This window comes from Bacillus sp. SN32, from assembly GCF_002837495.1.
Classification (GTDB): Bacteria; Bacillota; Bacilli; order Bacillales; family Bacillaceae; genus Bacillus; species Bacillus subtilis.
Map to the genome: position 1 here is coordinate 350300 of NZ_PJCT01000002.1, position 24312 is coordinate 374611.

Consider the following 24312-nt stretch of genomic DNA (forward strand, 5'->3'; position numbering starts at 1 on the left):
TCACCCTCTGTTTCTCATTTTGTACTCGATCACCCGCTGATACACAGCCGATGCCATAGCGACGAACGGAATCATTCTGTATTTCGCCATCAGAAGCAGGCATGACCGTTTTGCGTCAAAAGGAGCAGTACCCGTTTTTGAAAGACTTTCTTGAAACACCGGGTCCGCGCATATCACGCCAACATTTCTAAACTTTTCAAACAGCCGGCGGCTTCCGCTCGTTTTCCATTCATTCAGCATACAGATGCTGCTGTGAAGAACGATAAAGGTATCAAGCTCCTTGCGATACTCCTCCAGTTTGTTGTTCTCCTGTAAAAACGCCGCATTCGCCTCATACAGCGCAAGTCCTGATTTAAACAATTTTTTCTGATAGCGCTGCACAATGGAGGAAAGGTGAATTCGGTAATGATAGAGCGGCGTTTTTACGTAGGCTACTGAGCGGGCGAAAAAATGAGCCCTGAAGCTGAAAAACTGATCCTCGACATGCTCCAGCTCTCCTCGGAGCGGAAACGACAGCCGATGGGCTTCAATCATGCTTCTTCTGTACAGTTTGTTCCATGAAAACCCTCTGACCTTCCCTTCGAATAACGCCTTGATATAGTGCTCCTTCGGCTGATCCTGATAGGTTTGGGCAATGTCAGAGTCCATGGTTTTGCCAGTGTCCTCAAACTCTGCGGCGTAATTGCAAATGACCAGATCAGTTTCATCGCCTGCTGCCCGGAGCATCTGCTCGCAATAATCAGGCTCAATCCAATCGTCTGAATCGATAAACGCGATAAATTCGCCGCGTGCTGCCTCAATGCCTTTATTCCGAACCGCACCGAGACCCTGGTTCTCCTGATGAATCACCTTGAACCTGTTGTCCATTTTGGCGTATTCTTCTGCAATATCCGGGCTTGCGTCTGCTGAACCGTCATTAACAATGATGATTTCTATATTGTCCACTGTCTGGTTCCGCAGTGATTCGAGACACGTTCTGATATATGTTTCTGTGTTATAAACAGCGACTAACAGACTAACCGCAGGTGTTTCCATAATGACCGGCTCCTCTTGCATAAATTACCGGGAAAAAATCGTTCTGTAAGGCAGAACGGATGAATCAACCGGCATAAGCAAATAACTGTAAAGAAAATAACAAACAACAATAGCGATATAGATAAGGGCGTTCGATTTTTCATCAAATATCCTGACAAAATAAGGGACTAAGATCATTTGATACAGACCGAAATAAATATTGAATCTGGCAAAAATCACGTCCTTTGTGGCCAAAAGGCCGAACAAAAAACCAAGCAGGCACAAATTGACTACAATATCGATTTGCGGCCACAGACTCCGCAATCGTTCTTTATAGCAAAATGCAAGGAACAGCGGCAGAACCAACACAGCGATTTTGATCACATTCATTCCATTTGTGTTCGTCATGAGCCATTTTTCATAATGGCTGTATGAGCTGTTTTCAAGTACAACGACAAACACAGAAATAAATTTTTGATATAAAAATGTCATGCCGAGAAATAAAGCGGATAGGCCGAATATCGCCGGTGACCAGGCTTTTCTTCTGACAATAAAGTACACTGGAATCATAATCAGCGCCGACGAATGAAAGAGAGAGCTGACCAGCACAATCAGGAAATATCGCTTCCAGTTCCCGCTGATGATATAACGGATCGCCCAAAACAAAGCAGCTGCGACCATGTATTGCCTGATGCCGTTAAAAGACGCGTAGTAATGAAAGGTTCCCAAAAACAAAAAGACACTCAGCTCAAACGGCCTGCCATAGTCGGCGAGTGTCTTCATAATAAAGCTGTAGGTCACGACCGCCACCGTAAAATACATGATTTGAGGATCTTCCGTGATGAAATTCATCAGCCAAAGGAGTGCGGTAAACCCCGGATCTGTCGCTGTTTTCGCAGTGCCGAAACCGAATATCTGCCACACATTTTGATAATCGCCCGCCAATTCGTACAGCAGCGTGTACGTCTGAAAATCCGTGCCGACTCGATAGCGGAGACCTGACACGAGCACAAGTGAAGCGAGCGGAATCCAGATCAAAAGCTTATTCGGCCGATACCCCGTGGCAAGCGAATCGTCACGGCCGCCGCACATTTTAGCGAACCAAGACCAAATAAATACAATCCCCATATTGACGGCATATACAATCATCGGTCATGGTCCTTTTCCGTGCTGATGTTGTATACATTCAGCAGCGCTCCTACATTTTGCTGTGCATCGTAGCCAAGTTGAGCGAGTGTTTCTTTGATGAACTCACGCTTCGGCCTGCCTGCGGCGGCCGCCCTTGCAATGGTTTCAGCCCAGACGCTGATCGGCTCAGAAAGACTTAATCTTGTGACAAGCCCGAGACCGGCGTCGACTTTTTCTGTAATGCTGTCTGAAATGATGCATGGAAGCCCCGACGCCTGTGCTTCCACAAGCACAACCGGCAAGCCTTCGTACAGAGACGGCATGACAAATACATCAAATGTGCGCATCAATTCATGGATCCGTTCTTCCGTGCCTAAAAAGAGGACGTCTGAAAGCAAATTCTGCTGCCGCGCCTCCTCCTCTATCTCCCCGCGCAACGGCCCGTCTCCCGCCAGAACGAGCTGAAAGCGAACGCCTCTTTCTTTGAGATGTGCGGCAAGTTTAAGCAGGAACGCGTGGTTTTTCACTTCATGAAACCGGGCCACATGGCCAATGATGAGCCGGTCGGCTGCAATGCCGCGTGCTGCTTTTTCTTCATCAGCCGCCTGCCCATTTGGGGCGAACAACTCAAGGTCAATCCCATTCGGAAGAAGGTGAACACGCTCCCGCTCCATATTGGACTGTCCAAATAAAAACCTGCCCGCATCCTCTCCGCAGGCACACAGCGCTGTCGCATTCGCCAAGATGAGCCGCCTGAACACCATCAGCTGCAAGCGATCCTTCCAATTGAAGCCGGTCTTCCAAGACGTATTGTGGGAATGGCATACCCTGACCGGCACTCCGGCGAGCCTTGCCGCAAGGGCGATAAAGCCCGTTTGGAAATCCGTGTGCGCATGAACGGCGCTGAACGGCCCGTTTTCTTTTATCGCGTTTCTCACATTCCTCACAAATGTAAGGGGATTGCTTTGCCCAATGCTCGGGACATAAAAAAGCCGCCCGCCTAAAGATAAAATCTCTTCATCATAAGCGCACGGATCATTTCGATACGTTAAAAAGTCAAATTGCACTTTGCTTTTGTCCATCTTCCGATATAAATTCATTACCATGGTTTCCGCGCCGCCCCTGTTCATGCCGCTGAGAACATGGAGCACGCGCTTTTGGCTGCTATTCATGCTTGACAAGCCCTTCCTTTTGGTTCATCACTCTTTTTTTGTGGTAGCGATTCATCACGGCTGCAGGCATAAACGCGCGGATTAACGGTTTTGCGATATATATGTAATCAGATAAAGGAAGCTTCAAGCGTCTGCACGCCTGATAGACAAGAATGGCATTGTCGATTGAATACGTAAATGACCGCCGTTTGAATGCATCGCTGTCTTCCCTCACTTTATACAAGGCTTCCTGAAGATTATAGCCCCTGAAGCCCTCTTCAAAAAAGCGAAGCCACAAATCAATATCTTCCATTCGTCTCGTTCGCCGCACCGACCGATAGCCTTTCAGCGTGCGGTAGGAACTCGCTCTCATCATAATCGTGCCGTGGCAAAATGGGGTCCCTTTTGCCATGATGCCCGGCTCCGGAACAGAAGGCAGAATGCGGGTGCCTCTTACGCCAAATTCATCAAACACAAGCATGCCGGTGCCAACCACCTGATAGTGTCGGTGCTTTTCTAAAAACGCGACCTGCTTTTCCAGGCGGCGCGGGAACGAAAGATCATCTCCGTCTTGACGTGCGATATAATCTCCTGTCGCATGCGAAAGACAATGATTTAATGATGCGGCAAGCCGCTTGTTTGTTTTGTTTTGAATCAGTTTGATGCGGTCGCTGTAATGAGCGGCATACTGCTTCGCGATACGGAGCGTGCCGTCTGTTGACGCATCATCGCACAAAATCAGCTCCCAATTTTTATAGGATTGGCTGAGAATGGATTCTATGCTTTCTGCCAAAGTGCGTTCGCAATTATAAATGCCCATAATGACAGAAACTTTCGGTCCTGAGTTCATACGCTTTTCTCCTTTGTATCCATATCCATGTAGGCGGAATAAATATCTGCCATTTCTTCCACCGTTCGCGCCTCCGAGAAGCGCAAGGCTGTTTTTCGGCCTTCCTGTCCCAGCTTTCGGCAGAGCTCCGGCTTATGGTAAAGCTGTTCAATCCGGCGGGCAAAAGCAGCACTGTCACCAATTTTGATCAGAAAACCGTTTTCTCCGTCGCGGATGATTTCCCGATGCCCGCGATTATCTGTGGCGATCGCCGGTTTTTCTGCCGCCATTCCCTCAAGCACATTCATGCCGAGGCCCTCTCTAATGCTGGATGCGACAGATATATCCGCAAGCTGAATCAGCTCTTGTATGTCGCTGCAAAAGCCGTAAAAACAGACATTGGCGGAAGCGCCAAGCTTTTCAGCCAACGTTTGATACGTTTGTTCCATTGCCCCTTCCCCGGCAAACACAAGGCGAAGCGAGGGAATTTTTTCTTTTAGCAAGGCTGCGGCTTCAATTAACTGCTTCTGGTTTTTGTTCAGATTGAGCTCAGCTGGATAAACCAATATAAAATCATCTTCACGGAACCCGTGCTTTTCTCTGAGTCTTTGCTGCTCTATCGGACTGACAGGCCGGAAACGCTCTGTGTTGACGCCAATGCCGTGAATTTTCTGCGTCCTTCCGCCCGGCCTTTGAAGTCCTTTCGCCCGTTTATAATCCTCTTCATTAATCGTAATCAGGCAGTCCGTATATGCTGAAAGCCATTTCTCGACCGGATAGTAAAGAAGCCAATTTTTCATTGGTGCTCCTTTGCAGAAGTGAAATCCGTGCGCTGTGTACAGCACCTTTGTTCCGTGCCGCCGTGCCTGCCTCGCCGCCAGTCTGGCGAGAACACCGCCGACCGGTGTATGGCAATGGACAATATCGTATTCATAGGTGTCGATCACTTTCTTCAGCTGCCTATAAACGGCCAGGTTCTGAGGGTTAAAAGGTGACCTGCGAATCGGGATGGAGAATTTCTCATCCACATACGGCAGCTTGGTTTGTCCGTTCGCGGCGACATGAACCTCCCAGCCCATTTGCTTGAACCATTTAAAATAAGGGAGGTGAAAGGCCTTAAAATGATAATCAACAGTCGCGCAAAACAATATCTTTTTCGTCATTTTCACTCCCCCTAATGAACGCTGGCAGCCGTCATTTTGTCTGATGTATTGATTGCCGCAAACAGCCTCGCTCTCAGGTCGGCTTCCGACAGTTCAGTGAAATCCTCGATAAAGCGCATCAGCACCGGCCAGTCGCCGTCTACCGCTTTGCCGATATGAATTTTTGGAAAGACTTGTTCAGCGTGGACTTCATTTTTGTTCAGTAATTCTTCATACATTTTTTCGCCCGGACGAATGCCTGTGAATTCGATCGGAACCTGCTCAGTCGTGTAGCCGGACAAATGAATGAGGTTTTTGGCAAGATCCACAATCTTTACGGGCTCTCCCATATCGAGAACGAAAATCTGACGCCCTTTCGCCAGTGCCCCAGCCTGAATCACAAGCCTTGATGCCTCGGGAATCGTCATGAAATAGCGGGTCATTGCCGGATGTGTTACTGTCACCGGGCCGCCTTTTTCAATCTGTTTTTTGAAAATTGGAATGACGCTGCCGCGGCTCCCGAGTACATTGCCGAAGCGAACAGCGACAAATTTGGTTCTGCTGACTTTCCCAAGATTCATAATAATCATCTCTGCGAATCGTTTTGTCGCCCCCATTACATTGGCTGGGTTCACCGCTTTGTCCGATGAAATCAGCACGAATGTCTCTGTTCCCGACATATCGGCTGCTTCCGCGACATTTTTTGTTCCGATAATATTGTTTTTGACCGCCTCTTCAGGATTGTGTTCCATTAAAGGCACATGCTTATGGGCAGCTGCATGATAGACAACATGCGGCTCGTATTTTTTCATCAAGGTAAACATTTTATCGCGGTCCTGCACATCAGCGATTTCCGTATGGAACACAATGTGTTTGCCGAATCGTCCGTTCAGCTCTGTATAAATCGAATGAATGCTGTTTTCCCCATGGCCGAGCAGAATAATTTCCTTAGGCTGAAACGCGCTGATCTGACGGCAGATTTCCGAGCCGATTGATCCGCCCGCTCCCGTGACGAGAACTGTTTTTCCTTTGATGCGGTTCGAAATTTCGCTAGTGTCGAGGGTTACCGGCTTTCTGCCGAGCAAGTCCTCAGCTTTTACATCTCTGATTTGTCCGGCAGTTCGTGTGCCAAGCAGCATTTCATCAAAATGAGGCATAATTTTAATGCTTACTCCTGTTCGCACACATTCTTTATATAACACCTGAAGCTCATGGGTGCGGAGTGAAGGAATGGCAATAATAATATAATTAATTTTGAGCTTTTGCACCGCAGGCATGATACTTTCTTTACCGCCGATTACGGGCAGTCCCATAATTTCTAATTTATGCTTCGTTTGGTCGTCATCAATAAAAGCGACAGGTATGATATCAGGTTCATCTTTCGAAAGCAGCTGCCTGACCATCAGAGTCCCACCTGAGCCCGCCCCGATAATCAGCGCGCGGGACGAGGCGCAGCGTTTTTTCCTGATGCTTTCGTTTAATACTCTGGATAAAATACGGGTCCCTCCAATAGACAAAAGCTGAAGCACCCAGCACGCGGTTAACAGACGGAAGAACATCGTGTGATACACAGCATACTGAATGATACCGGTCACAGCGGCGGAAAGCGTAATGCCCTTAAGCAGGACAATCAGCTCGCCGAGTCCGGTGTATGTCCACACCTGTTTATACTGATTGAACAGGAAAGCACACACATGATAGCTGAGGAGCAAGCTGACAGCGGTAAGCAGTAATGCTCCGGAGTCATAAAATTGATAGGAATCTTTTAAAAATTGATATCCTGCAATAACTGAATTTAAAACGAGGTAAGTATCCAGCGCAATAATCATTGACAGTCTTCTCCGGTAACTCAACCTTTTCCCCCCTAATTCTTTTATCGGTTTAGCTGCGGCGGTTTTCGTCTCTCCAAAAAATCGGCAGCAGCTAAACCGACAATACGTCCTATGTATATATCAGATAAGTGGGCATTTAACCCATCCTCACGCCCCGCCAGCGACGACCAGCATCTAAGGCAGCAACTTCAGCTGCCCACAGCAGAGCCGAGTGCCTCCATTGATACAGGTCAGGAGACATCACCTTTACAAAAACTAGTAGGAATAGTGTTCCGATTTTTTCATTTTCTTTTTGTTTAAAAGAGCGCCTAACAGCTTCGCATTGGATTGTTCCAGTGCATCTTTTGCTTTCAGAACGGTATCGGTTTTTGTTTTTCCGCTTAAAACGACGAGCACGCTGCCGTCTGTTTGATTTGCTAGAATCTGAGCATCTGCAACAGCCAAAAGCGGAGGGGAATCAAAGATGACGAGGCTGAATTGTTCATAGATCTCAGATATTAAGTCTCCCATTGCTTTTGAAGACAGCAGTTCTGCCGGATTTGGCGGGGTCGGCCCGCTTGTCAGTACATATAAGTTATCGATCGGCGTCTTTTGCACCGTCTCACTGAGTGAAGCATTGCCGACCAGCACATTTGTCAGCCCGGTTACATTATCAACCTGAAACGTCTGATTGATGGTCGGCTTTCTTAAATCGGCATCCACCAGCAGTACTTTCTTTTCCTGCTGCTGCGCAAAGACAGCCGCAAGATTCGCTGCACTGAACGATTTACCTTCACCAGGCACAGAGGAGGTGACGAGGATAGATCGCAAGTTGGTCTGGACAGATGAGAACTCAATGTTTGTCCGAATGGTGCGATATTGTTCCGCAACAACTGATTTATTGTGTAAAACAGATATTTGAGCCAAACCTCGCCTTGCTTTCTTTTTTCTAAAGATCACTCGCTTCACTCCCCGAAATGTTTTATCCCGCGATTCCGCCCTTTGTGGACATCAGGAACGGAGCCTAAGCATGGCAATCCGGTTCTCTCGCTGAGCTGCCGTGCGCTTTTGCATGTATCATCGAGAAAATGCAGAAAAAATGCCAGTGTAATGCCGCCCATGACAGCAGCGCCAAAAGCCATGACCATATTTCGCAGCCTGGCCGGCTTGATCATCGGGCTTTCAGAAGCCTTCGCCTCTGATAATATATGTACGCCTTGTACATTCATTCTTTCATCTACTTCTTTTTCAAACTTGTTCACTAACGTGTTCGCAATCTCAGCTGCTTTCGCCGGATCGTGATCCTGAACGGCAACGTTGATTATTTCTGATTCATTTTCACTGCTGGTAACCACTTTTCCTTTCAGCGAGGAAGCCGATTCAGATAGGTGCAATTCCGCCTTAACTTCTTCCATCAAGGCAGTGCTTTTCATAATCGATTGGAACGTGCTGCTATACTGAAGATTTCGCTGGATGTCACTGAGATTCGAGTTTTCTTCACCGTCTGATTCATGAACCAGCACCTGTGTCGACGCCTGGTAGGTCGGTGAAATGACCTTAAATTGCACAAAACCCATAATAAGGGTGACGCCGATTGTGATGAGCAGAATCAGCACGAATCTGTGTCTGACAATCGCATATAATTCTTTGAAACTCATATTCTCATTCATGTATTCATAGCCTTCAGCCTTCCCGCGGCTGGCTTCCCGCGCCCCTTTCTGTTAATGATTGGATTATAAAAGAAAACGTTATTATTTAAAAATTGCAAAATAAGCCAATAAGTTCTCTTTAGAGAACAAAAACGTGATTTTCCTCTAATTTACTGCACTTCCCTTATTATTTTAAATTTTATAAAGAACGAAAAATTCCTTATAATGAACGAAATAACGACAGGAATAGAGGAGAATTTCATATTATGATTGGAAGAATTATCCGTTTGTACCGTAAAAGAAAAGGCTATTCTATTAATCAGCTGGCTGTTGAGTCAGGCGTATCCAAATCCTATTTAAGCAAGATTGAAAGAGGCGTTCACACGAATCCGTCCGTTCAATTTTTAAAAAAAGTTTCTGCCACACTGGAAGTTGAATTAACAGAATTATTTGACGCAGAAACAATGATGTATGAAAAAATCAGCGGCGGTGAAGAAGAATGGCGCGTACATTTAGTGCAAGCCGTACAAGCCGGGATGGAAAAGGAAGAATTGTTCACTTTTACGAACAGGCTGAAGAAAGAACAGCCTGAAACTGCCTCTTACCGCAACCGCAAACTGACAGAATCCAATATAGAAGAATGGAAAGCGCTGATGGCGGAAGCAAGAGAAATCGGCTTGACTGTCCATGAAGTCAAATCCTTTTTAAAAACAATGGGAAGATGATGATCGGTTAAGGGCTAACGTTCGCATCTGTAGGGTAAATCTGTTTATAATGGGGGAAAAAGGGAGAGAACACGATGACTCATCAAATAGTAACGACTCAATACGGCAAAGTAAAGGGCACAACGGAAAACGGCGTACATAAGTGGAAAGGAATCCCCTATGCCAAGCCGCCTGTCGGACAATGGCGTTTTAAAGCACCTGAGCCGCCTGAAGTGTGGGAAGATGTCCTTGATGCCACAGCGTACGGCCCTATTTGCCCGCAGCCGTCTGATTTGCTCTCACTTTCGTATACTGAGCTGCCCCGCCAGTCCGAGGATTGCTTGTTTGTCAATGTATTTGCGCCTGACACTCCAAGCCAAAACCTTCCTGTCATGGTGTGGATTCACGGAGGCGCTTTTTATCTTGGAGCGGGCAGTGAGCCATTGTATGACGGATCAAAACTTGCGGCGCAGGGAGAGGTCATTGTCGTTACACTGAACTATCGGCTGGGGCCGTTTGGCTTTTTGCACTTGTCTTCATTTGATGAGGCGTATTCCGATAACCTTGGGCTTTTAGACCAAGCCGCCGCACTGAAATGGGTGCGAGAGAATATCTCAGCGTTTGGCGGTGATCCCGATAACGTAACAGTATTTGGAGAATCCGCCGGCGGCATGAGCATTGCCGCGCTGCTCGCTATGCCTGCGGCAAAAGGCCTGTTCCAGAAAGCGATCATGGAAAGCGGCGCTTCCCGAACAATGACAAAAGAACAAGCGGCAAGCACTGCGGCTGCCTTTTTACAAGTCCTTGGAATTAATGAGAGCCAGCTGGACAGATTGCATACTGTAGCAGCGGAAGATTTGCTTAAAGCGGCCGATCAGCTTCGGATCGCAGAAAAAGAAAATATCTTTCAGCTGTTCTTCCAGCCCGCCCTTGATCCAAAAACGCTGCCTGCTGAACCAGAAAAAGCGATCTCAGAAGGGGCTGCTTCCGGCATTCCGCTATTAATCGGAACAACCCGTGATGAAGGATATTTATTTTTCACCCCGGATTCAGACGTTCATTCTCAGGAAACGCTTGATGCAGCGCTCGAGTATTTACTAGGGAAGCCGCTGGCAGAGAAAGCTGCCGATTTGTATCCGCGTTCTCTGGAAAGCCAAATTCATATGATGACTGATTTGTTATTTTGGCGCCCTGCCGTCGCCTATGCATCCGCACAGTCCCATTATGCCCCTGTCTGGATGTACCGGTTCGATTGGCACCCGGAGAAGCCGCCGTACAATAAAGCGTTTCACGCATTAGAGCTTCCTTTTGTCTTTGGAAATCTGGACGGATTAGAACGAATGGCAAAAGCGGAGGTTACGGATGAGGTGAAACAGCTTTCTCACTCGATACAATCAGCATGGATCACATTCGCCAAAACAGGAAACCCAAGCACCGAAGCTGTGAATTGGCCGGCGTATCAGGAAGAAACAAGAGAGACGCTGATTTTAGATTCAGAGATTACGATCGAAAACGATCCCGAATCTGAAAAAAGGCAGAAACTATTCCCTCCAAAAGGAGAATAAACAAGGGGAAAACAGGATACATTGGTGCTGCCATTGTTGTGGCAGCTTGTATCATTATTTTATCGGCCGTGGTATGTTTACGGGACACAGTCTATTACCAGCCTATGCGCTGGACTGGCATCATACTGTTTTTCGCGGGAATTGTGATGGTTCCCGCATACTCAGCAAAAAGAAAACCCGGAAAAGAGAAGGAATTCTCTTTTCCGGGTTTTTATGTTTATTATAATCTTCCCGCGCGAATATCGTCTGTCATTCCCTCATAAGGAGCCTTCGAAATCACTTCTTCGTTGTCGACTCCTTCATTTTTCAGAAATGTAATTTCCGCAAATTCAGGTACAACGTATTTTGGATACGTTTCATATTTTTCGCGGGATTCTTCCATCAAATCAATGTGGTCATTTTGGTAGCAAACCGTAATTTCAGGATGTTCATGCACCCATTTCGGGAAGAAAATAATGCCGTGCATGCGTTTTTCATTTGGCATAAAGTTTAATGAAACATCCGTGCCAGTCGGCTCTGTCCAAGACACTTTATATACGCCTTCTGTCAGTTTGACAATATTCACTTCCTGATCCCGAACCCAGCGTCCGGCAACCATTCCGCTATGAATTCTATAATCAATTGTATGGTCGTTTTTAATATAAATCTCGTATTCCCATCCGTTTTCATACGTATAAATCATGTGGCTTCCGATAAAGTTTTCCATTTTTCACACTCTCCTTAGTCTTTTACTGCACTTCATAAATGTCTAGTTGAACGTAATCAGGGGTTCTTTCTGCGGAACCGATAAACAAGCGGTCATGGAGCCATTGATAGACTTCACTGCCTGTTTCAAACGTCGGTACCGTACGAAAATAAACATGCTCCGGTTCAATAATTTCCCCGGCTGCCGCTTGTTTTCGAAACGGCTCACTGACTTGCCGTATTCCATTGTTTTCAATGTAAATCAGTTCATGATCTGCTGTTTCAATCACATACCTGGCAGATAAATCGATTCTGCCGTTAGCGCGAATCATTTGTGAATCGGCACCGCCCGGCAAAATACGTCCCTTTACTTCCCCGGTTATTGTTCCCGAACGAATCGGAATGAATCGTCTCAGTCCCAGGCCTGTCTCACCAATCGTGATAGGCGGATCAACCTTGATTTCTAAAGAGGCGAATGGTTTTAAAACCGGCTTCTTCACGAGAACCACCTCACCTTCAGAAAAAAATCATGTAATTATTTACATGTTTACTTTAACACCATTGCAGTTAACTGTCAAACAATAGGAACATAAAAAAACAAGGACTGTTTGAAGACAGTCCTTGTCTGAAGCTAGCTTTGATAAGCAAGATATGTGCTGACAGTGCTTTTGGCAAGACAGGCAGAGGAATCTATAATCGGAATCTCACTTTGAATATGATCTAACACCGCATTTAAATCTGTGCAGGCTGAAATGATGATGTCTGCATGCTGACTGATTTCTTCATATAGCGTCTGCCACAATGCTTGTGAATGCTGCATATGATTTGGCTGTTTGATTGCGGCGATAAGCTGGTTCACAGCCTGCTGCCAATGGTCCTTGTGAACAACTTCTTGTCCATTTTCCTTCAGAACTTTTTGGTAGATGGCGGATTGGATGGTTGGCTCTGTTCCTAAAACCACCGCTTTTTTTGCAGGATGCGGAATCTCTTTTATCGTTTCCTCAACGATATGCAACATAGGAACCGACAATGCCTGCTGAATCTCTTCATAGTAGACATGCGCCGTATTACAAGGCAACGCAATGAAATCCACTCCTGTTTTCTCGAGCTTTACCGCTCCGTCGATAATCGCTTTTTTCATCTCGTCATGGTCAATTGGACGATCTGCATAGAAGGGCGTCGGGCATGAATAGATCATCATGTGCGGGTAGTCAATATCGTTTGAAGCCCCATACAGCTTCTGACAGTAATCAATCACCTTATCAATAAACGGCGAGGTCGATTTCGGCCCCATTCCGGCTAATATTCCGATCATCAAATTCATTCCTTTCTAATTCGTACGGACCGCTTCTTCCTCTGAGCCATCCTCATAGAGGATAAAACTTTTCGCAGCATCCCCGCCTAACATAAACTCGACTTCAACAGACAATGCTCGCAGAAAAAAACGCGTTTCCGAGGAAGGGAATAACTCCAGTCTCAGCTGCCCGGTGATCTCCAAATAAAGCCGTTCATTCTCGGCTGTCACCTGTGCAGCCGTCCCATCCTGCAACAAGTAGCTGCCAACATAGCGGCTGTATATCGCCGTATCAATTGCTTTTTTCTTTTTATCAGCAGGACGTTCCGGGACCTCATATGGCTGGCCAAATAGAATATGTTCCGCCGCCTTCAGAATCGCTTGTTCATATTCAGTATCCTCTTCCTTATTACTCAAATAGATCAGCGTTTTACGATGATCGATATATCGGATCATCATCGTCGAATAGCCGGGCCATCCTCCGCTGTGGCTGACAACCCGCCCTTTTTCAGGACTGTTTTGCAGTACCCAGCCAAAGCCATAATCAATTGTTTCTCCATTGTTGAGGCGCACTGGAGAAAACGCAGATTCCTTAGAAGCCTTGCTGATTAAATCGTCCTGATATAAAGCCTGATCAAATCGAAACAAATCGCTTGTGACAGAGTTCACCGTCCCATCTCCCTGTATGCCATCGAGATACACAACATAGTTCGTTTCCTCTAGCTCATCAGGGAGGACGTATGTTTCGGAATGTACATCATACACATATCCATATGCATAATGATCAATTCGCTCAGGCGAAAGCCTCCTGTTATACACTCTTGTTTCATTCATGCCGGCCGGTGAAAAAATACTTGTTTTCATAAAATCCGCATAGCTCATGCCAGATGCTTTTTCAATGATAACCGCCAGCAGCACATACCCCGTATTGCTGTACAGCCAGCCTTCATTCGGCTCAAAATAACCAGATAGCCCCTCATTCATCAGCATATCGACAATATCCTGATTCACCGCAATCTTGTGTGAATCCCAATTGGCAAAAAACCATCCCATATAATCAGGAAGCCCTGACGTATGGTTCAATAAATGCCGAATCGTTACGCCCTGATACGGAAAACCGGGCAGCCAGCGATCCACTTTATCTTCATAGCCAAGAATCCCCTTCTCCTCCAGCAAGATGATTCCCAATGCTGTAAAAGGCTTTGACAAAGACGCTAACTCAAACAAAGAGTTGGTTTGCAACGGGCGTTTTTCCGTCATTTCCGCATAACCAAAAGAGTGATGATATAAAATATCGCCACCCTCCGCAGCCAGAACCGTCCCGTTAAACTGATGTTTTTCGCCTAATGTCTCAAATAATGCCTGAAGATGCTTTCTTTTATTCTGCTTCATTCCTCCACCTCCCATATCTCTGTACGTAACTAACCTACTAACGTTTCAAATATTTTGAAAACAATAAAAAAAGCTGATTAATCCTCAAATAGGAAAAATCAACTTTAATATAGCGGTATTAGATCTGCATGAATCAAAAAATCCTCTTTTATGAAGTCGGAGAAGGAACTCTAGCGGCTGCAAAATGGGTTCTCGTAGTCGCTTGAATGACTCCTGCGGCAGTACTCCTCATTGCAACTGTCACCGTATCTCCGGCGTTTAACTGAAGAATTTCCGTAATGGCTACGACAGCGGGGAGATTCCCTGCTTGAAATTGGTTATTTCCGCCGCCTACCACATCTTGATTCACGAGAAATACGACTTCTAAGTTGAAGCCAACATTCGCATTCGCTTGAAATTCAACTGATGCATTAAGAGAATACACGCCTGCTGTTCTCGGGGAAAATGTAGATGTGCCGGGGTTATATTCATTCGCCAAATCAAATTGGACATTTTGAAAAAGAACTCCGCTGGCTGCATTTGCAGCAACTGACAGATTCATATTGCTGGTGGCTCTGAAAGCAGAAATAGGCTGGTTCGTCATTGGTGCGAAGGACTGGTTTTGTTGAGCTGATGGGGTATTTCCATTTGTGACACTTGGTGATAAAAGAGGTTCCGGTCGATCGTTCCTCTTAATCCATTTAGTTGGCCGGGGCTGCATAACTTTTTCCTCCTTATAAGCCTTACGCTTCTATCATTTGTTTGCTAGTTAATACATTATTATATTAATCGTTACAGACATTGAAACGGTATCTGCCCGACTGTATTCAAAAATAGAAATCACAGCAGCATGTTCCAAAACAGATTACTGCTTTTGATCCAAGAGGCATGCTTCATCAAGGCATCAGACGATCTTATATGAAAGACCTCAGTTAGAGATCCTTTTTAAAACATCACATATACCTGCCGTTCACTATTATTTAGTGAAATGAGATATTATGATATTTTCTGAATTGTGATTAAAAAGGCAACTTTATGCCCATGCAACAGAAACTTTAAAAAATACAGAGAATGAAAAGAAACAGATAGATTTTTTAGTTCTTTAGGCCCGTAGTCTGCAAATCCTTTTATGATTTTCTATCAAACAAAAGAGGAAAATAGACCAGTTGCAATCCAAACGAGAGTCTAATAGAATGAGGTCGAAAAGTAAATCGCGCGGGTTTGTTACTGATAAAGCAGGCAAGACCTAAAATGTGTAAAGGGCAAAGTGTATACTTTGGCGTCACCCCTTACATATTTTAGGTCTTTTTTATTGTGCGTAACTAACTTGCCATCTTCAAACAGGAGGGCTGGAAGAAGCAGACCGCTAACACAGTACATACAAAAAGGAGACATGAACGATGAACATTAAAAAGTTTGCAAAACAAGCAACAGTATTAACCTTTACTACCGCACTGCTGGCAGGAGGCGCAACTCAAGCATTTGCGAAAGAAACGAACCAAAAGCCATATAAGGAAACATACGGCATTTCCCATATTACACGCCATGATATGCTGCAAATCCCTGAACAGCAAAAAAATGAAAAATATCAAGTGCCTGAATTCGATTCGTCCACAATTAAAAATATCTCTTCTGCAAAAGGCCTGGACGTTTGGGACAGCTGGCCATTACAAAACGCTGACGGCACTGTCGCAAACTATCACGGCTACCACATCGTCTTTGCATTAGCCGGAGATCCTAAAAACGCGGATGACACATCGATTTACATGTTCTATCAAAAAGTCGGCGAAACTTCTATTGACAGCTGGAAAAACGCTGGCCGCGTCTTTAAAGACAGCGACAAATTCGATGCAAATGATTCTATCCTAAAAGACCAAACGCAAGAATGGTCAGGTTCAGCTACATTTACATCTGACGGAAAAATCCGTTTATTCTACACTGATTTCTCCGGTAAACATTACGGCAAACAAACACTGACAACTGCACAAGTTAACGTATCAACATCAGACAGCTCTTTGAACATCAACGGTGTAGAGGATCATAAATCAATCTTTGACGGCGACGGCAAAATGTATCAAAATGTACAGCAGTTCATCGATGAAGGCAACTACAGCTCAGGCGATAACCATACGCTGAGAGATCCTCACTACGTAGAAGATAAAGGCCACAAATACTTAGTATTTGAAGCAAACACTGGAACTGAAGATGGCTACCAAGGCGAAGAATCTTTATTTAACAAAGCATACTATGGCAAAAGCACATCATTCTTCCGTCAAGAAAGTCAAAAACTTCTGCAAAGCGATAAAAAACGCACGGCTGAGTTAGCAAACGGCGCTCTCGGTATGATTGAGCTAAACGATGATTACACACTGAAAAAAGTGATGAAACCGCTGATTGCATCTAACACAGTAACAGATGAAATTGAACGCGCGAACGTCTTTAAAATGAACGGCAAATGGTACCTGTTCACTGACTCCCGCGGATCAAAAATGACGATTGACGGTATTACGTCTAACGATATTTACATGCTTGGTTATGTTTCTAATTCTTTAACTGGCCCATACAAGCCGCTGAACAAAACTGGCCTTGTATTAAAAATGGATCTTGATCCTAACGATGTAACCTTTACTTACTCACACTTCGCTGTACCTCAAGCGAAAGGAAACAATGTCGTGATTACAAGCTATATGACAAACAGAGGATTCTACGCAGACAAACAATCAACGTTTGCGCCAAGCTTCCTGCTGAACATCAAAGGCAAGAAAACATCTGTTGTCAAAGACAGCATCCTTGAGCAAGGACAATTAACAGTTAACTAATAAAAACGCAAAAGAAAATGCCGATATCCTATTGGCATTTTCTTTTATTTCTTATCAACATAAAGGTGAATCCCATATGAACTATATAAAAGCAGGCAAATGGCTAACCGTATTCCTAACCTTTTTAGGAATATTGCTGTTTATCGACTTATTTCCAAAAGAAGAACATGACCAAAAAACAAAATCAAAACAGAAGCCGGACTACCGGGCGGCATATCATTTTACGACGCCGGATAAATGGAAAAATGACCCTCAAAAACCGATCTATTTTGATGGCAAGTATCATTATTTCTATCTATATAACCGGGATTATCCAAAAGGCAACGGCACAGAATGGCGCCATGCCGTCTCAGAGGATTTGGTGCACTGGACCGATGAAGGCGTGGCGATTCCGAAATATACAAACCCGGACGGTGATATTTGGACCGGTTCCGTCGTGGTGGATAAAGAGAACACAGCCGGCTTCGGGAAAAATGCGCTTGTCGCGATTGTGACACAGCCCTCAGCCAAAGACAAAAAACAGGAACAATATTTGTGGTACAGCACAGATAAAGGAAAATCATTCAAATTCTACAGTGGCAACCCCGTTATGCCTAATCCGGGTACAGACGATTTCAGAGATCCGAAAGTCATATGGGATGACCAAGATAACAAATGGGTCATGGTCATGGCTGAAGGATCAAAAATCGGCTTTTATGAATCCGATAATCTTAAGGACTGGCATTACACAAGCGGATTCTTCCCAGAACAGGCGGGAATGGTGGAATGCCCCGACCTCTACATGATGCGGGCAAGCGACGGAACGAATAAGTGGGTTCTCGGTGCCAGCGCGAATGGCAAACCGTGGGGCAAACCAAATACGTACGCCTACTGGACCGGAAGCTTCGACGGAAAAGAATTCAAAGCGGATCAGACTGAAGCCCAATGGCTTGACTATGGCTTCGACTGGTATGGCGGTGTGACGTTCGAAGACAGCAAAAGCACAGATCCATTAGAAAAGCGGTACGCGCTTGCCTGGATGAACAATTGGGATTATGCCAACAACACCCCGACAATGAAGAACGGCTTTAACGGCACAGATTCTGTCATACGCGAACTCCGGCTGAAGGAGCAAGATGGAACATACAGCCTCGTCTCACAGCCGATTGAAGCTTTGGAGCAGCTGACTGTTTCAACTGACAAAATAGAGGATCAGGATGTGAACGGATCAAAAACATTGTCGATAACAGGTGATACGTACCAGCTTGAGACGGACCTTTCTTGGTCAGAGCTAAAGAATGCAGGCGTCAGGCTCAGAGAATCAGAAGACCAAAAACGCCATATTGATGTCGGTATTTTCGCTGAAGGCGGCTATGCTTATGTCAATAGAGCAGCCACAAATCAGCCTGACAAAAGCAATACCTATGTCGAAAGCAAAGCTCCTTATGATGTAAGCAAACGTAAGGTGCATTTGAAAATACTTGTCGATAAAACAACGATAGAAGTATTTGTTGGCGACGGGAAAACCGTTTTTTCAAATGAAGTCTTCCCAAAGCCTGAAGATAAAGGCATTACCCTTTTTTCTGATGGCGGCACAGTCTCCTTCAAAAATATAACAGTGAAACATTTTGATTCGATTCATGAATAAAAACAGGGGCAGCGCAGGCTGCCCTGTTTTTTTATTAGGAGCGGTATTCTCTGTTACATATTGGGCATTGTAAGAAATATAAGGCTGGTTTCAAAGGAGGAAGCGAATGTCTAAACAAGGAAATTTTCAAAAATCAATGTCGCTGTTTGATCTGATTTTGATTGGGATGGGAGCCATCTTTGGATCAGCGTGGCTGTTCGCTGTCAGTAATGTCGCTTCAAAAGCAGGGCCCTCCGGCGCTTTTTCCTGGATCCTCGGAGGAGCCATTATTTTGTTAATCGGGCTTGTATATGCGGAGCTCGGAGCCGCTCTGCCCCGTACCGGAGGCATCATTCGATACCCCGTTTATTCACATGGCCACCTTGTCGGCTACTTAATTTCGTTTGTCACGATTGTCGCTTATACAAGCTTAATTTCAATTGAAGTGACAGCTGTGCGCCAGTATGTGGCCTATTGGTTTCCCGGCCTGACCATTAAAGGGTCTGATTCGCCGACCATTTCCGGCTGGATCTTGCAGTTTGCCCTATTATGCTTGTTTTTCCTGCTGAATTATTGGAGCGTCAAAACCTTCGCTAAGGCAAATTTCATCATATCGATTTTTAAATATATTGTGCCGATTACCATCATTATTGTGCTGATCTTTCATTTTCAGCCGGAGAATTTATCCGTTCAAGGATTTGCACCGTTTGGATTTACAGGTATTCAGGCTGCAATCTCGACAGGCGGCGTCATGTTTGCGTATCTCGGCCTGCACCCGATTGTATCTGTAGCAGGTGAAGTCCAAAATCCAAAACGCAATATCCCGATCGCTTTAATCATTTGCATCATCGTTTCAACCATCATTTATACTGTTTTGCAGGTCACCTTTATTGGTGCAATCCCGACAGAAACACTGAAACATGGCTGGCCCGCAATTGGTCGGGAGTTCTCATTGCCGTTTAAGGATATTGCGGTCATGCTCGGATTAGGCTGGCTTGCAACGCTTGTCATTTTAGACGCCATTCTGTCTCCCGGAGGAAACGGGAATATCTTTATGAATACGACATCCCGCCTTGTTTACGCCTGGGCGCGTAACGGCACATTATTCGGCATATTCTCAAAGGTCAATAAAGATACGGGGACACCCCGCGCTTCGCTTTGGCTTTCGTTTGCCCTGTCCATTTTCTGGACACTTCCCTTTCCTTCGTGGAACGCGCTCGTCAATGTCTGTTCAGTCGCGCTCATTCTTTCATATGCGATTGCACCCATTTCTTCAGCTGCGCTGAGGGTCAACGCGAAGGACTTAAACAGGCCGTTTTATTTAAAGGGAATGAGCATTATCGGGCCGCTTTCCTTTATATTTACAGCGTTTATCGTGTACTGGTCAGGATGGAAAACAGTCTCCTGGCTGCTCGGTTCACAGCTCGTGATGTTTTTGATCTATCTCTGTTTCAGCAAATATACGCCTAAAGAAGATGTCAGCCTCGCTCAGCAGCTGAAATCAGCCTGGTGGCTTATCGGGTTTTATATTATGATGCTGATCTTTTCCTACATCGGTTCTTTCGGACATGGTTTAGGGATTATCAGCAATCCCGTCGACCTCATTTTAGTCGCGATCGGCTCACTTGCGATTTATTACTGGGCAAAGTATACCGGGCTCCCAAAAGCCGCCATTGATTACGATAAATAAAGAAGCAAGAGGTTTTCTTGCTTCTTTATTCTTTACAAACATACATATACGCGATAAAATGAATGAGAGTCAGTCATTATTGGAGGTGTTCCTCATGCCAAAACAAACATCGGGCAAATATGAAAAAATTCTGCAGGCTGCCATAGAAGTCATTTCTGAAAAAGGCCTCGACAAAGCTTCTATTTCTGATATTGTCAAAAAGGCCGGCACTGCCCAAGGAACATTCTATTTGTATTTTTCATCTAAAAATGCCCTCATACCGGCCATTGCAGAAAATCTTCTCACCCATACACTTGATCAAATCAAAGGTAGGCTGCATAGGGACGAAGATTTTTGGACCGTTTTAGATATATTAATTGATGAGACATTTCTCATTACAGAACGCCATAAGGATATTATTGTCCTCTGTTATTCCGGGCTTGCGATCGACCACTCCATGGAAAAATGGGAGACGATCTATCAGCCTTATTATTCCTGGCTTGAACAAATCATCAACAAGGCCATTGCAAACCATGAGGTAACGGAAGGAATCAATTCAAAATGGACGGCCAGAACGATTATCAACTTGGTCGAGAATACTGCGGAACGATTCTATATCGGATTTGAACAAGATGAAAATGTTGAAGTGTATAAAAAGGAAATTTTCACTTTCTTAAAACGGAGCTTAGGTACTGCTTAAAAAATGACTGGGTAACACCGCTCATTTTTTAATGCCCTAAAAATGACTGACGTTCATTCATGAAATAGAGAGGTGTTTCATTTGAATTGGGTTCTTGTTTTTATTGCAGGGCTTTTAGAGGTTGTTTGGGCCTCTTCCCTCAAACATGCCGATTCGCTTTTGGATTGGATCATCATTTTTATCTTAATCGCGGTCAGCTTTATCCTGTTGATCCGCTCTTATCAAAAAATCCCAATGGCCGCCGCGTACACTGTGTTTGTGGGAATCGGAACCGTCGGAACATATCTGACTGGAATTGTTCTGGGCGAATCCTTCTCAGCAGCCCAAATGTTCTTTTTAGCTTTATTGCTGGCTGGCATTTTAGGAATGAAATTATTTACGAAAGAAAGCAAATCTCAGCCGGGAGGTGAACAATAATGGCATGGTTTTTATTAGTGATTGCCGGCATAGAAGAAATTATAGCTGCCATTGCCATGAAATATATAGACGGAACAAGAAAAAAATGGCCGATCATTGTGATGACTGTTGGATTCGGCTTATCCTTTTACTGTCTTTCTCAAGCGATGATGGTCCTGCCTGCCGGAGTCGCATATGCCGTCTGGACTGGCATTGGAAGCATTGGTGTTTCGGCGGTCGGGCTCATCTGGTTTAAGGAGCGATTTCAGCTTTCACAGGTGATTTCACTTTGCCTTATCCTAGCCGGCGTTATCGGCCTGCGTCTTACGTCATCTTCATAAAATCAAGGCATATACAGCTGTATATGCCTTTGCCATTAAGCTTCGTGATGTTTTTGAAGATGAAGCGGCGGCGGGATGAGCCAGCCTTTGTTTTTTAGCAGCCTTAAGTATTTTGCGCCAGTTGCCGCTTTCGACATATGAAATTGCCCAAACATCATGGCAATATCCTCACGAATCGATTGCCCCATCATTTTGCTGCATGTCACAAGACCTGCAGCATTTTGTGCTGCCGCGGAGGCCGCCACATCCGGATCGAGAAAACGTGCGCCAGGCGGAATATCGTTAAGATCTGCTGTCGGCGGTTCAGGAGAAGCCGGCGGCATCGCCACCCCGTTTTCTTTCAGGATCGTGCTGACCTGTTTGATTTCATCTTGGCATTTCTCAATAGACTCACGAAGCAGCTTCTTCAGGTCGTCATCACCGACATGATTCAATAGCATTTGGTAATTGCCGACCATTTTATTGCCCGCCATCACATAACTCCACAAGCCGAATACCTCACCGTAATGCATCGGCTCATCCTGCGGGTTTCCGCTTAAAATACCCATGTTCATCCTCCTCGCAAATTTAATATCGCACACATTCCATAACGTGCCCGAGAGAAGGAAAATTTATGTTCCAGCGGCAGAGATTTATGAAACAAAACAGACAAGAGTGGTGAAATGCCAAAACTCTTGTCTTTCCTCTTTTTATGTTCGCCTGCTAAACAGCCTTTTTTCTCGGTGAGGCCTGCTGAGAAACCAGTTGATTCTAATTTTTTCGTAAGCTTTTGAGCAATCTTCCTGTCAAACCCTCCAACAAGAATCTTTTTTCTTATCGTTTTTAGAGCCATGTACAGATTTTTTCCGTGTAAATATTCGATCGTGGTAAAAAGAAAAGTGAGATAAAAATGGGATAACGCATGATGAAGGTTGAAAAATCGAATGATTAGGACAAGAGATGTTCATTCATTCATCCATACAACAGACTCTAAATAAACATATACTGAATGATAGTTTTAATTAGAAAGGAGAAACCAGCTTTGGCAAAATATCGGATCATAACCTTTGATGGGGGAGGTACCTTAGGTGCTTTAAGTTTACAGCTGATGAACAGACTGGCTAAACAAAATCCAACATTAATAAGTCGAACTCATGTATTTTCGGGAAATTCAATCGGTTCATTTACTGCCCTTGCATTAGCAAGCGGAAGATCTCCGAAGGAAACACTTCAGTATTTTGAGGATGAAATCCTGCCCGCATTCAGCATTTCCCGGCCGGGCGGACCTGTTTTCAATCAACAATTACCATACTCCGGTTTTATAAAAGCAGTACGAAATTTTTTCCCAGCAGACCTTCGTCTTAAAGATGTAAGAAAACGAATTGTTGTCCCATCATTCAAATTATATTCTCCAAAACTGGATCGTTGGACTCCTGTATTATTTCACAACTTTCCCGGCTCTCCCTATTTCAATGAGAAAGTAAGTGATGTCATACTGCGGAGCAGCGGTGCTCCCGCGACGCAACGGGCCTATCAAAACTATGTGGACGGATATGTAGTAGCAACGAATCCTAGTACAGCCAGTATCGCGTTTGCGGTTGGTAAAGCTAACGTACCACTGGATCAAATTGCGGCATTATCCATTGGAACAGGTGAAGCCCCGACTCGTTTAAGAAGAGATACGAGGGGGTGGGGAATGGTAAGTGCAGATAACATACGTCCTGAAAATCTGAAGAACCTTCCTCCAAATTGGGGAGTTCTTTTGGACAGATCGCCTAATGAACCTCTACTGCCATTTCTTCAGATGATCTCTGGCGGAAATGGTTACTACGAATCCATGGTCAGCGCGAATCTTCTGGGAGATCGCTTTTTTCGGCTAGATCCACGAATTCCAAACTTCTCCAAAACGGATCCTACCGTGTTTCCCGCTCTCATTGAGATTGCGAACAAAACCAATTTACAACCTGTGATTCAATTTATAGAGAAGAACTGGAGGACCAAATAAATTTTTATTTTAAAACTATTCTCACTTACATTTCTAACTTACCACTTTTCTCTGAGAAAAGTATTCTCGAATAAAAACAGGCAATGGGTAAAAAGAATTTTTTTCTTCTAGTTTTGACAATAAAGTTGTTTACAAGTGTAATGTCTCTTTGGATTCCAACAAGTAAACAACATTTTTGCAAAGTATCAGTAAGAACCGGATTTTTTTTAAGTGTTATTCAAAGCTAATAAGACAATCGCATAATGATTGATTTGAAGTTTATTTCAAAACTCGAAGGTTTACTATGCCTCTTTTTTCACACAAAAAAGACAAGAGCGGCAAATCGCCAAACCCTTGTCTTTCCTGTTGTTCTATTGGACGCGCTCGGAGGGATTCGAACCCCCGACAGACGTGGTACCGGAAACCACCGCTCTATCCAACTGAGCTACGAGCGCATATAGACTGCGTTATGAGAA

The 24312-nt window shown here is 44.8% G+C and carries 24 protein-coding genes, 1 tRNA gene and 1 pseudogene; 10 read left to right on the top strand and 16 right to left on the bottom strand.

Annotation, left to right across the window (positions count from 1 at the left end; all coding sequences use genetic code 11):
- The 8 genes from CW370_RS10190 to CW370_RS10225 all read right to left on the bottom strand — a co-directional run bounded on the left by CW370_RS10190 (position 1) and on the right by CW370_RS10225 (position 8745).
- Positions 1 to 1035 (bottom strand): glycosyltransferase family 2 protein, encoded by a 1035-nt coding sequence (locus tag CW370_RS10190; protein ID WP_101169623.1) that lies wholly within the window; start codon positions 1033 to 1035, stop codon positions 1 to 3.
- 24 nt (positions 1036 to 1059) lie between these two features.
- Complete coding sequence (epsG, locus tag CW370_RS10195; RefSeq protein WP_015714749.1) at positions 1060 to 2163, bottom strand: biofilm exopolysaccharide biosynthesis protein EpsG; 1104 nt, start codon at positions 2161 to 2163, stop codon at positions 1060 to 1062.
- A complete protein-coding gene (locus tag CW370_RS10200; protein WP_024573440.1) occupies positions 2160 to 3314 on the bottom strand; it encodes a glycosyltransferase family 1 protein in 1155 nt (384 codons plus the stop codon). Before CW370_RS10200 ends, epsG begins: the two co-directional genes overlap by 4 nt.
- Complete coding sequence (epsE, locus tag CW370_RS10205; protein WP_024573441.1) at positions 3307 to 4143, bottom strand: glycosyltransferase EpsE; 837 nt, start codon at positions 4141 to 4143, stop codon at positions 3307 to 3309. Before epsE ends, CW370_RS10200 begins: the two co-directional genes overlap by 8 nt.
- Complete coding sequence (locus tag CW370_RS10210) at positions 4140 to 5285, bottom strand: glycosyltransferase family 4 protein (RefSeq protein WP_029946012.1); 1146 nt, start codon at positions 5283 to 5285, stop codon at positions 4140 to 4142. The genes epsE and CW370_RS10210 overlap by 4 nt, the downstream gene beginning before the upstream one ends.
- A gap of 11 nt (positions 5286 to 5296) precedes the next feature.
- The gene (locus tag CW370_RS10215; RefSeq protein ID WP_172401337.1) at positions 5297 to 7117 is read right to left on the bottom strand and encodes a polysaccharide biosynthesis protein; all 1821 of its coding nucleotides are present in this window, start codon (positions 7115 to 7117) and stop codon (positions 5297 to 5299) included.
- 234 nt (positions 7118 to 7351) lie between these two features.
- Positions 7352 to 8035, bottom strand: a complete 684-nt coding sequence (gene epsB, locus CW370_RS10220) for a protein tyrosine kinase EpsB (protein WP_003228249.1) — start codon at positions 8033 to 8035, stop codon at positions 7352 to 7354.
- A 5-nt stretch (positions 8036 to 8040) separates the two neighbouring features.
- Positions 8041 to 8745, bottom strand: coding sequence for a YveK family protein (locus CW370_RS10225; RefSeq protein ID WP_003228247.1), 705 nt, complete (start codon positions 8743 to 8745; stop codon positions 8041 to 8043).
- 245 nt (positions 8746 to 8990) lie between these two features.
- On the opposite strand from CW370_RS10225, the gene slrR reads away from it, so the two are divergent.
- The 3 genes and pseudogenes from slrR to CW370_RS10240 form a co-directional block, all read left to right on the top strand.
- Positions 8991 to 9449: an HTH-type transcriptional regulator SlrR gene (slrR, locus tag CW370_RS10230; protein ID WP_003228245.1), complete on the top strand. Its 459-nt coding sequence runs from the start codon at positions 8991 to 8993 to the stop codon at positions 9447 to 9449.
- 74 nt (positions 9450 to 9523) lie between these two features.
- On the top strand, positions 9524 to 10993 hold the full coding sequence (gene pnbA / locus CW370_RS10235; RefSeq protein ID WP_024572764.1) for a para-nitrobenzyl esterase: 1470 nt from the start codon (positions 9524 to 9526) through the stop codon (positions 10991 to 10993).
- A pseudogene (locus tag CW370_RS10240) lies at positions 10990 to 11184 on the top strand (hypothetical protein); the annotation flags it as partial. The gene pnbA and the pseudogene CW370_RS10240, both read left to right, overlap by 4 nt.
- A 29-nt stretch (positions 11185 to 11213) precedes the next feature.
- Here the strand turns inward: CW370_RS10240 and padC are convergent.
- From padC to CW370_RS10265, 5 genes are all read right to left on the bottom strand, one after another.
- Entirely contained in the window at positions 11214 to 11699 is a 486-nt protein-coding gene (gene padC, locus CW370_RS10245) for a phenolic acid decarboxylase (RefSeq protein ID WP_003228238.1), read from the bottom strand.
- Between the two features lie 22 nt (positions 11700 to 11721).
- Complete coding sequence (locus tag CW370_RS10250) at positions 11722 to 12177, bottom strand: DUF3237 domain-containing protein (RefSeq protein ID WP_024572762.1); 456 nt, start codon at positions 12175 to 12177, stop codon at positions 11722 to 11724.
- Between the two features lie 131 nt (positions 12178 to 12308).
- Positions 12309 to 12992 carry a broad specificity amino-acid racemase RacX gene (gene racX / locus CW370_RS10255; RefSeq protein WP_024572761.1) on the bottom strand — a complete coding sequence of 228 codons (684 nt, stop codon included), beginning with the start codon at positions 12990 to 12992 and terminating at the stop codon, positions 12309 to 12311.
- A 15-nt stretch (positions 12993 to 13007) separates the two neighbouring features.
- Positions 13008 to 14363, bottom strand: coding sequence for a serine hydrolase (locus tag CW370_RS10260; protein WP_024572760.1), 1356 nt, complete (start codon positions 14361 to 14363; stop codon positions 13008 to 13010).
- 148 nt (positions 14364 to 14511) lie between these two features.
- Entirely contained in the window at positions 14512 to 15063 is a 552-nt protein-coding gene (locus CW370_RS10265) for a C1q-like domain-containing protein (RefSeq protein ID WP_029946010.1), read from the bottom strand.
- A gap of 679 nt (positions 15064 to 15742) precedes the next feature.
- Between CW370_RS10265 and sacB the strand changes: the two genes are divergently transcribed.
- The 6 genes from sacB to CW370_RS10295 all read left to right on the top strand — a co-directional run bounded on the left by sacB (position 15743) and on the right by CW370_RS10295 (position 21873).
- Entirely contained in the window at positions 15743 to 17161 is a 1419-nt protein-coding gene (sacB, locus tag CW370_RS10270) for a levansucrase (RefSeq protein ID WP_024571701.1), read from the top strand.
- A 76-nt stretch (positions 17162 to 17237) separates the two neighbouring features.
- Positions 17238 to 18788 (top strand): 2,6-beta-fructan 6-levanbiohydrolase, encoded by a 1551-nt coding sequence (gene levB, locus CW370_RS10275; RefSeq protein WP_024571702.1) that lies wholly within the window; start codon positions 17238 to 17240, stop codon positions 18786 to 18788.
- A 106-nt stretch (positions 18789 to 18894) separates the two neighbouring features.
- A complete protein-coding gene (gene aspP / locus CW370_RS10280) occupies positions 18895 to 20457 on the top strand; it encodes an aspartate/proton symporter AspP (RefSeq protein ID WP_003228228.1) in 1563 nt (520 codons plus the stop codon).
- A gap of 94 nt (positions 20458 to 20551) precedes the next feature.
- Positions 20552 to 21136: a TetR family transcriptional regulator gene (locus CW370_RS10285; protein WP_024571703.1), complete on the top strand. Its 585-nt coding sequence runs from the start codon at positions 20552 to 20554 to the stop codon at positions 21134 to 21136.
- A gap of 81 nt (positions 21137 to 21217) precedes the next feature.
- Entirely contained in the window at positions 21218 to 21553 is a 336-nt protein-coding gene (locus tag CW370_RS10290) for an SMR family transporter (RefSeq protein ID WP_014480966.1), read from the top strand.
- The gene (locus tag CW370_RS10295; RefSeq protein WP_021480661.1) at positions 21553 to 21873 is read left to right on the top strand and encodes a QacE family quaternary ammonium compound efflux SMR transporter; all 321 of its coding nucleotides are present in this window, start codon (positions 21553 to 21555) and stop codon (positions 21871 to 21873) included. Before CW370_RS10290 ends, CW370_RS10295 begins: the two co-directional genes overlap by 1 nt.
- Before the next feature lie 35 nt (positions 21874 to 21908).
- Here the strand turns inward: CW370_RS10295 and CW370_RS10300 are convergent, their stop codons facing one another.
- Positions 21909 to 22421, bottom strand: a complete 513-nt coding sequence (locus CW370_RS10300; protein ID WP_024573360.1) for a DUF3231 family protein — start codon at positions 22419 to 22421, stop codon at positions 21909 to 21911.
- Between the two features lie 2 nt (positions 22422 to 22423).
- On the bottom strand, positions 22424 to 22705 hold the full coding sequence (locus CW370_RS10305) for a poly-gamma-glutamate hydrolase family protein (RefSeq protein WP_024573361.1): 282 nt from the start codon (positions 22703 to 22705) through the stop codon (positions 22424 to 22426).
- A 189-nt stretch (positions 22706 to 22894) separates the two neighbouring features.
- On the opposite strand from CW370_RS10305, the gene cotR reads away from it, so the two are divergent.
- Positions 22895 to 23857 carry a sporulation hydrolase CotR gene (cotR, locus tag CW370_RS10310; protein ID WP_024573362.1) on the top strand — a complete coding sequence of 321 codons (963 nt, stop codon included), beginning with the start codon at positions 22895 to 22897 and terminating at the stop codon, positions 23855 to 23857.
- Positions 23858 to 24215: 358 nt separating this feature from the next.
- Here the strand turns inward: cotR and CW370_RS10315 are convergent.
- Positions 24216 to 24291: transfer RNA gene (locus CW370_RS10315), tRNA-Arg, on the bottom strand.
- Positions 24292 to 24312: the final 21 nt, after the last annotated feature.

What these genes read in the sequence shown, in the direction of transcription:
- CW370_RS10190 (WP_101169623.1), bottom strand. Translation starts at nt 1,035, where the DNA reads ATGGAAACACCTGCGGTTAGTCTGTTAGTCGCTGTTTATAACACAGAA.
- epsG (WP_015714749.1), bottom strand. Translation starts at nt 2,163, where the DNA reads ATGATTGTATATGCCGTCAATATGGGGATTGTATTTATTTGGTCTTGG.
- CW370_RS10200 (WP_024573440.1), bottom strand. Translation starts at nt 3,314, where the DNA reads ATGAATAGCAGCCAAAAGCGCGTGCTCCATGTTCTCAGCGGCATGAAC.
- epsE (WP_024573441.1), bottom strand. Translation starts at nt 4,143, where the DNA reads ATGAACTCAGGACCGAAAGTTTCTGTCATTATGGGCATTTATAATTGC.
- CW370_RS10210 (WP_029946012.1), bottom strand. Translation starts at nt 5,285, where the DNA reads ATGACGAAAAAGATATTGTTTTGCGCGACTGTTGATTATCATTTTAAG.
- CW370_RS10225 (WP_003228247.1), bottom strand. Translation starts at nt 8,745, where the DNA reads ATGAATGAGAATATGAGTTTCAAAGAATTATATGCGATTGTCAGACAC.
- slrR (WP_003228245.1), top strand. Translation starts at nt 8,991, where the DNA reads ATGATTGGAAGAATTATCCGTTTGTACCGTAAAAGAAAAGGCTATTCT.
- pnbA (WP_024572764.1), top strand. Translation starts at nt 9,524, where the DNA reads ATGACTCATCAAATAGTAACGACTCAATACGGCAAAGTAAAGGGCACA.
- padC (WP_003228238.1), bottom strand. Translation starts at nt 11,699, where the DNA reads ATGGAAAACTTTATCGGAAGCCACATGATTTATACGTATGAAAACGGA.
- racX (WP_024572761.1), bottom strand. Translation starts at nt 12,992, where the DNA reads ATGATCGGAATATTAGCCGGAATGGGGCCGAAATCGACCTCGCCGTTT.
- CW370_RS10260 (WP_024572760.1), bottom strand. Translation starts at nt 14,363, where the DNA reads ATGAAGCAGAATAAAAGAAAGCATCTTCAGGCATTATTTGAGACATTA.
- CW370_RS10265 (WP_029946010.1), bottom strand. Translation starts at nt 15,063, where the DNA reads ATGCAGCCCCGGCCAACTAAATGGATTAAGAGGAACGATCGACCGGAA.
- sacB (WP_024571701.1), top strand. Translation starts at nt 15,743, where the DNA reads ATGAACATTAAAAAGTTTGCAAAACAAGCAACAGTATTAACCTTTACT.
- levB (WP_024571702.1), top strand. Translation starts at nt 17,238, where the DNA reads ATGAACTATATAAAAGCAGGCAAATGGCTAACCGTATTCCTAACCTTT.
- aspP (WP_003228228.1), top strand. Translation starts at nt 18,895, where the DNA reads ATGTCTAAACAAGGAAATTTTCAAAAATCAATGTCGCTGTTTGATCTG.
- CW370_RS10285 (WP_024571703.1), top strand. Translation starts at nt 20,552, where the DNA reads ATGCCAAAACAAACATCGGGCAAATATGAAAAAATTCTGCAGGCTGCC.
- CW370_RS10295 (WP_021480661.1), top strand. Translation starts at nt 21,553, where the DNA reads ATGGCATGGTTTTTATTAGTGATTGCCGGCATAGAAGAAATTATAGCT.
- CW370_RS10300 (WP_024573360.1), bottom strand. Translation starts at nt 22,421, where the DNA reads ATGGGTATTTTAAGCGGAAACCCGCAGGATGAGCCGATGCATTACGGT.
- CW370_RS10305 (WP_024573361.1), bottom strand. Translation starts at nt 22,705, where the DNA reads ATGGCTCTAAAAACGATAAGAAAAAAGATTCTTGTTGGAGGGTTTGAC.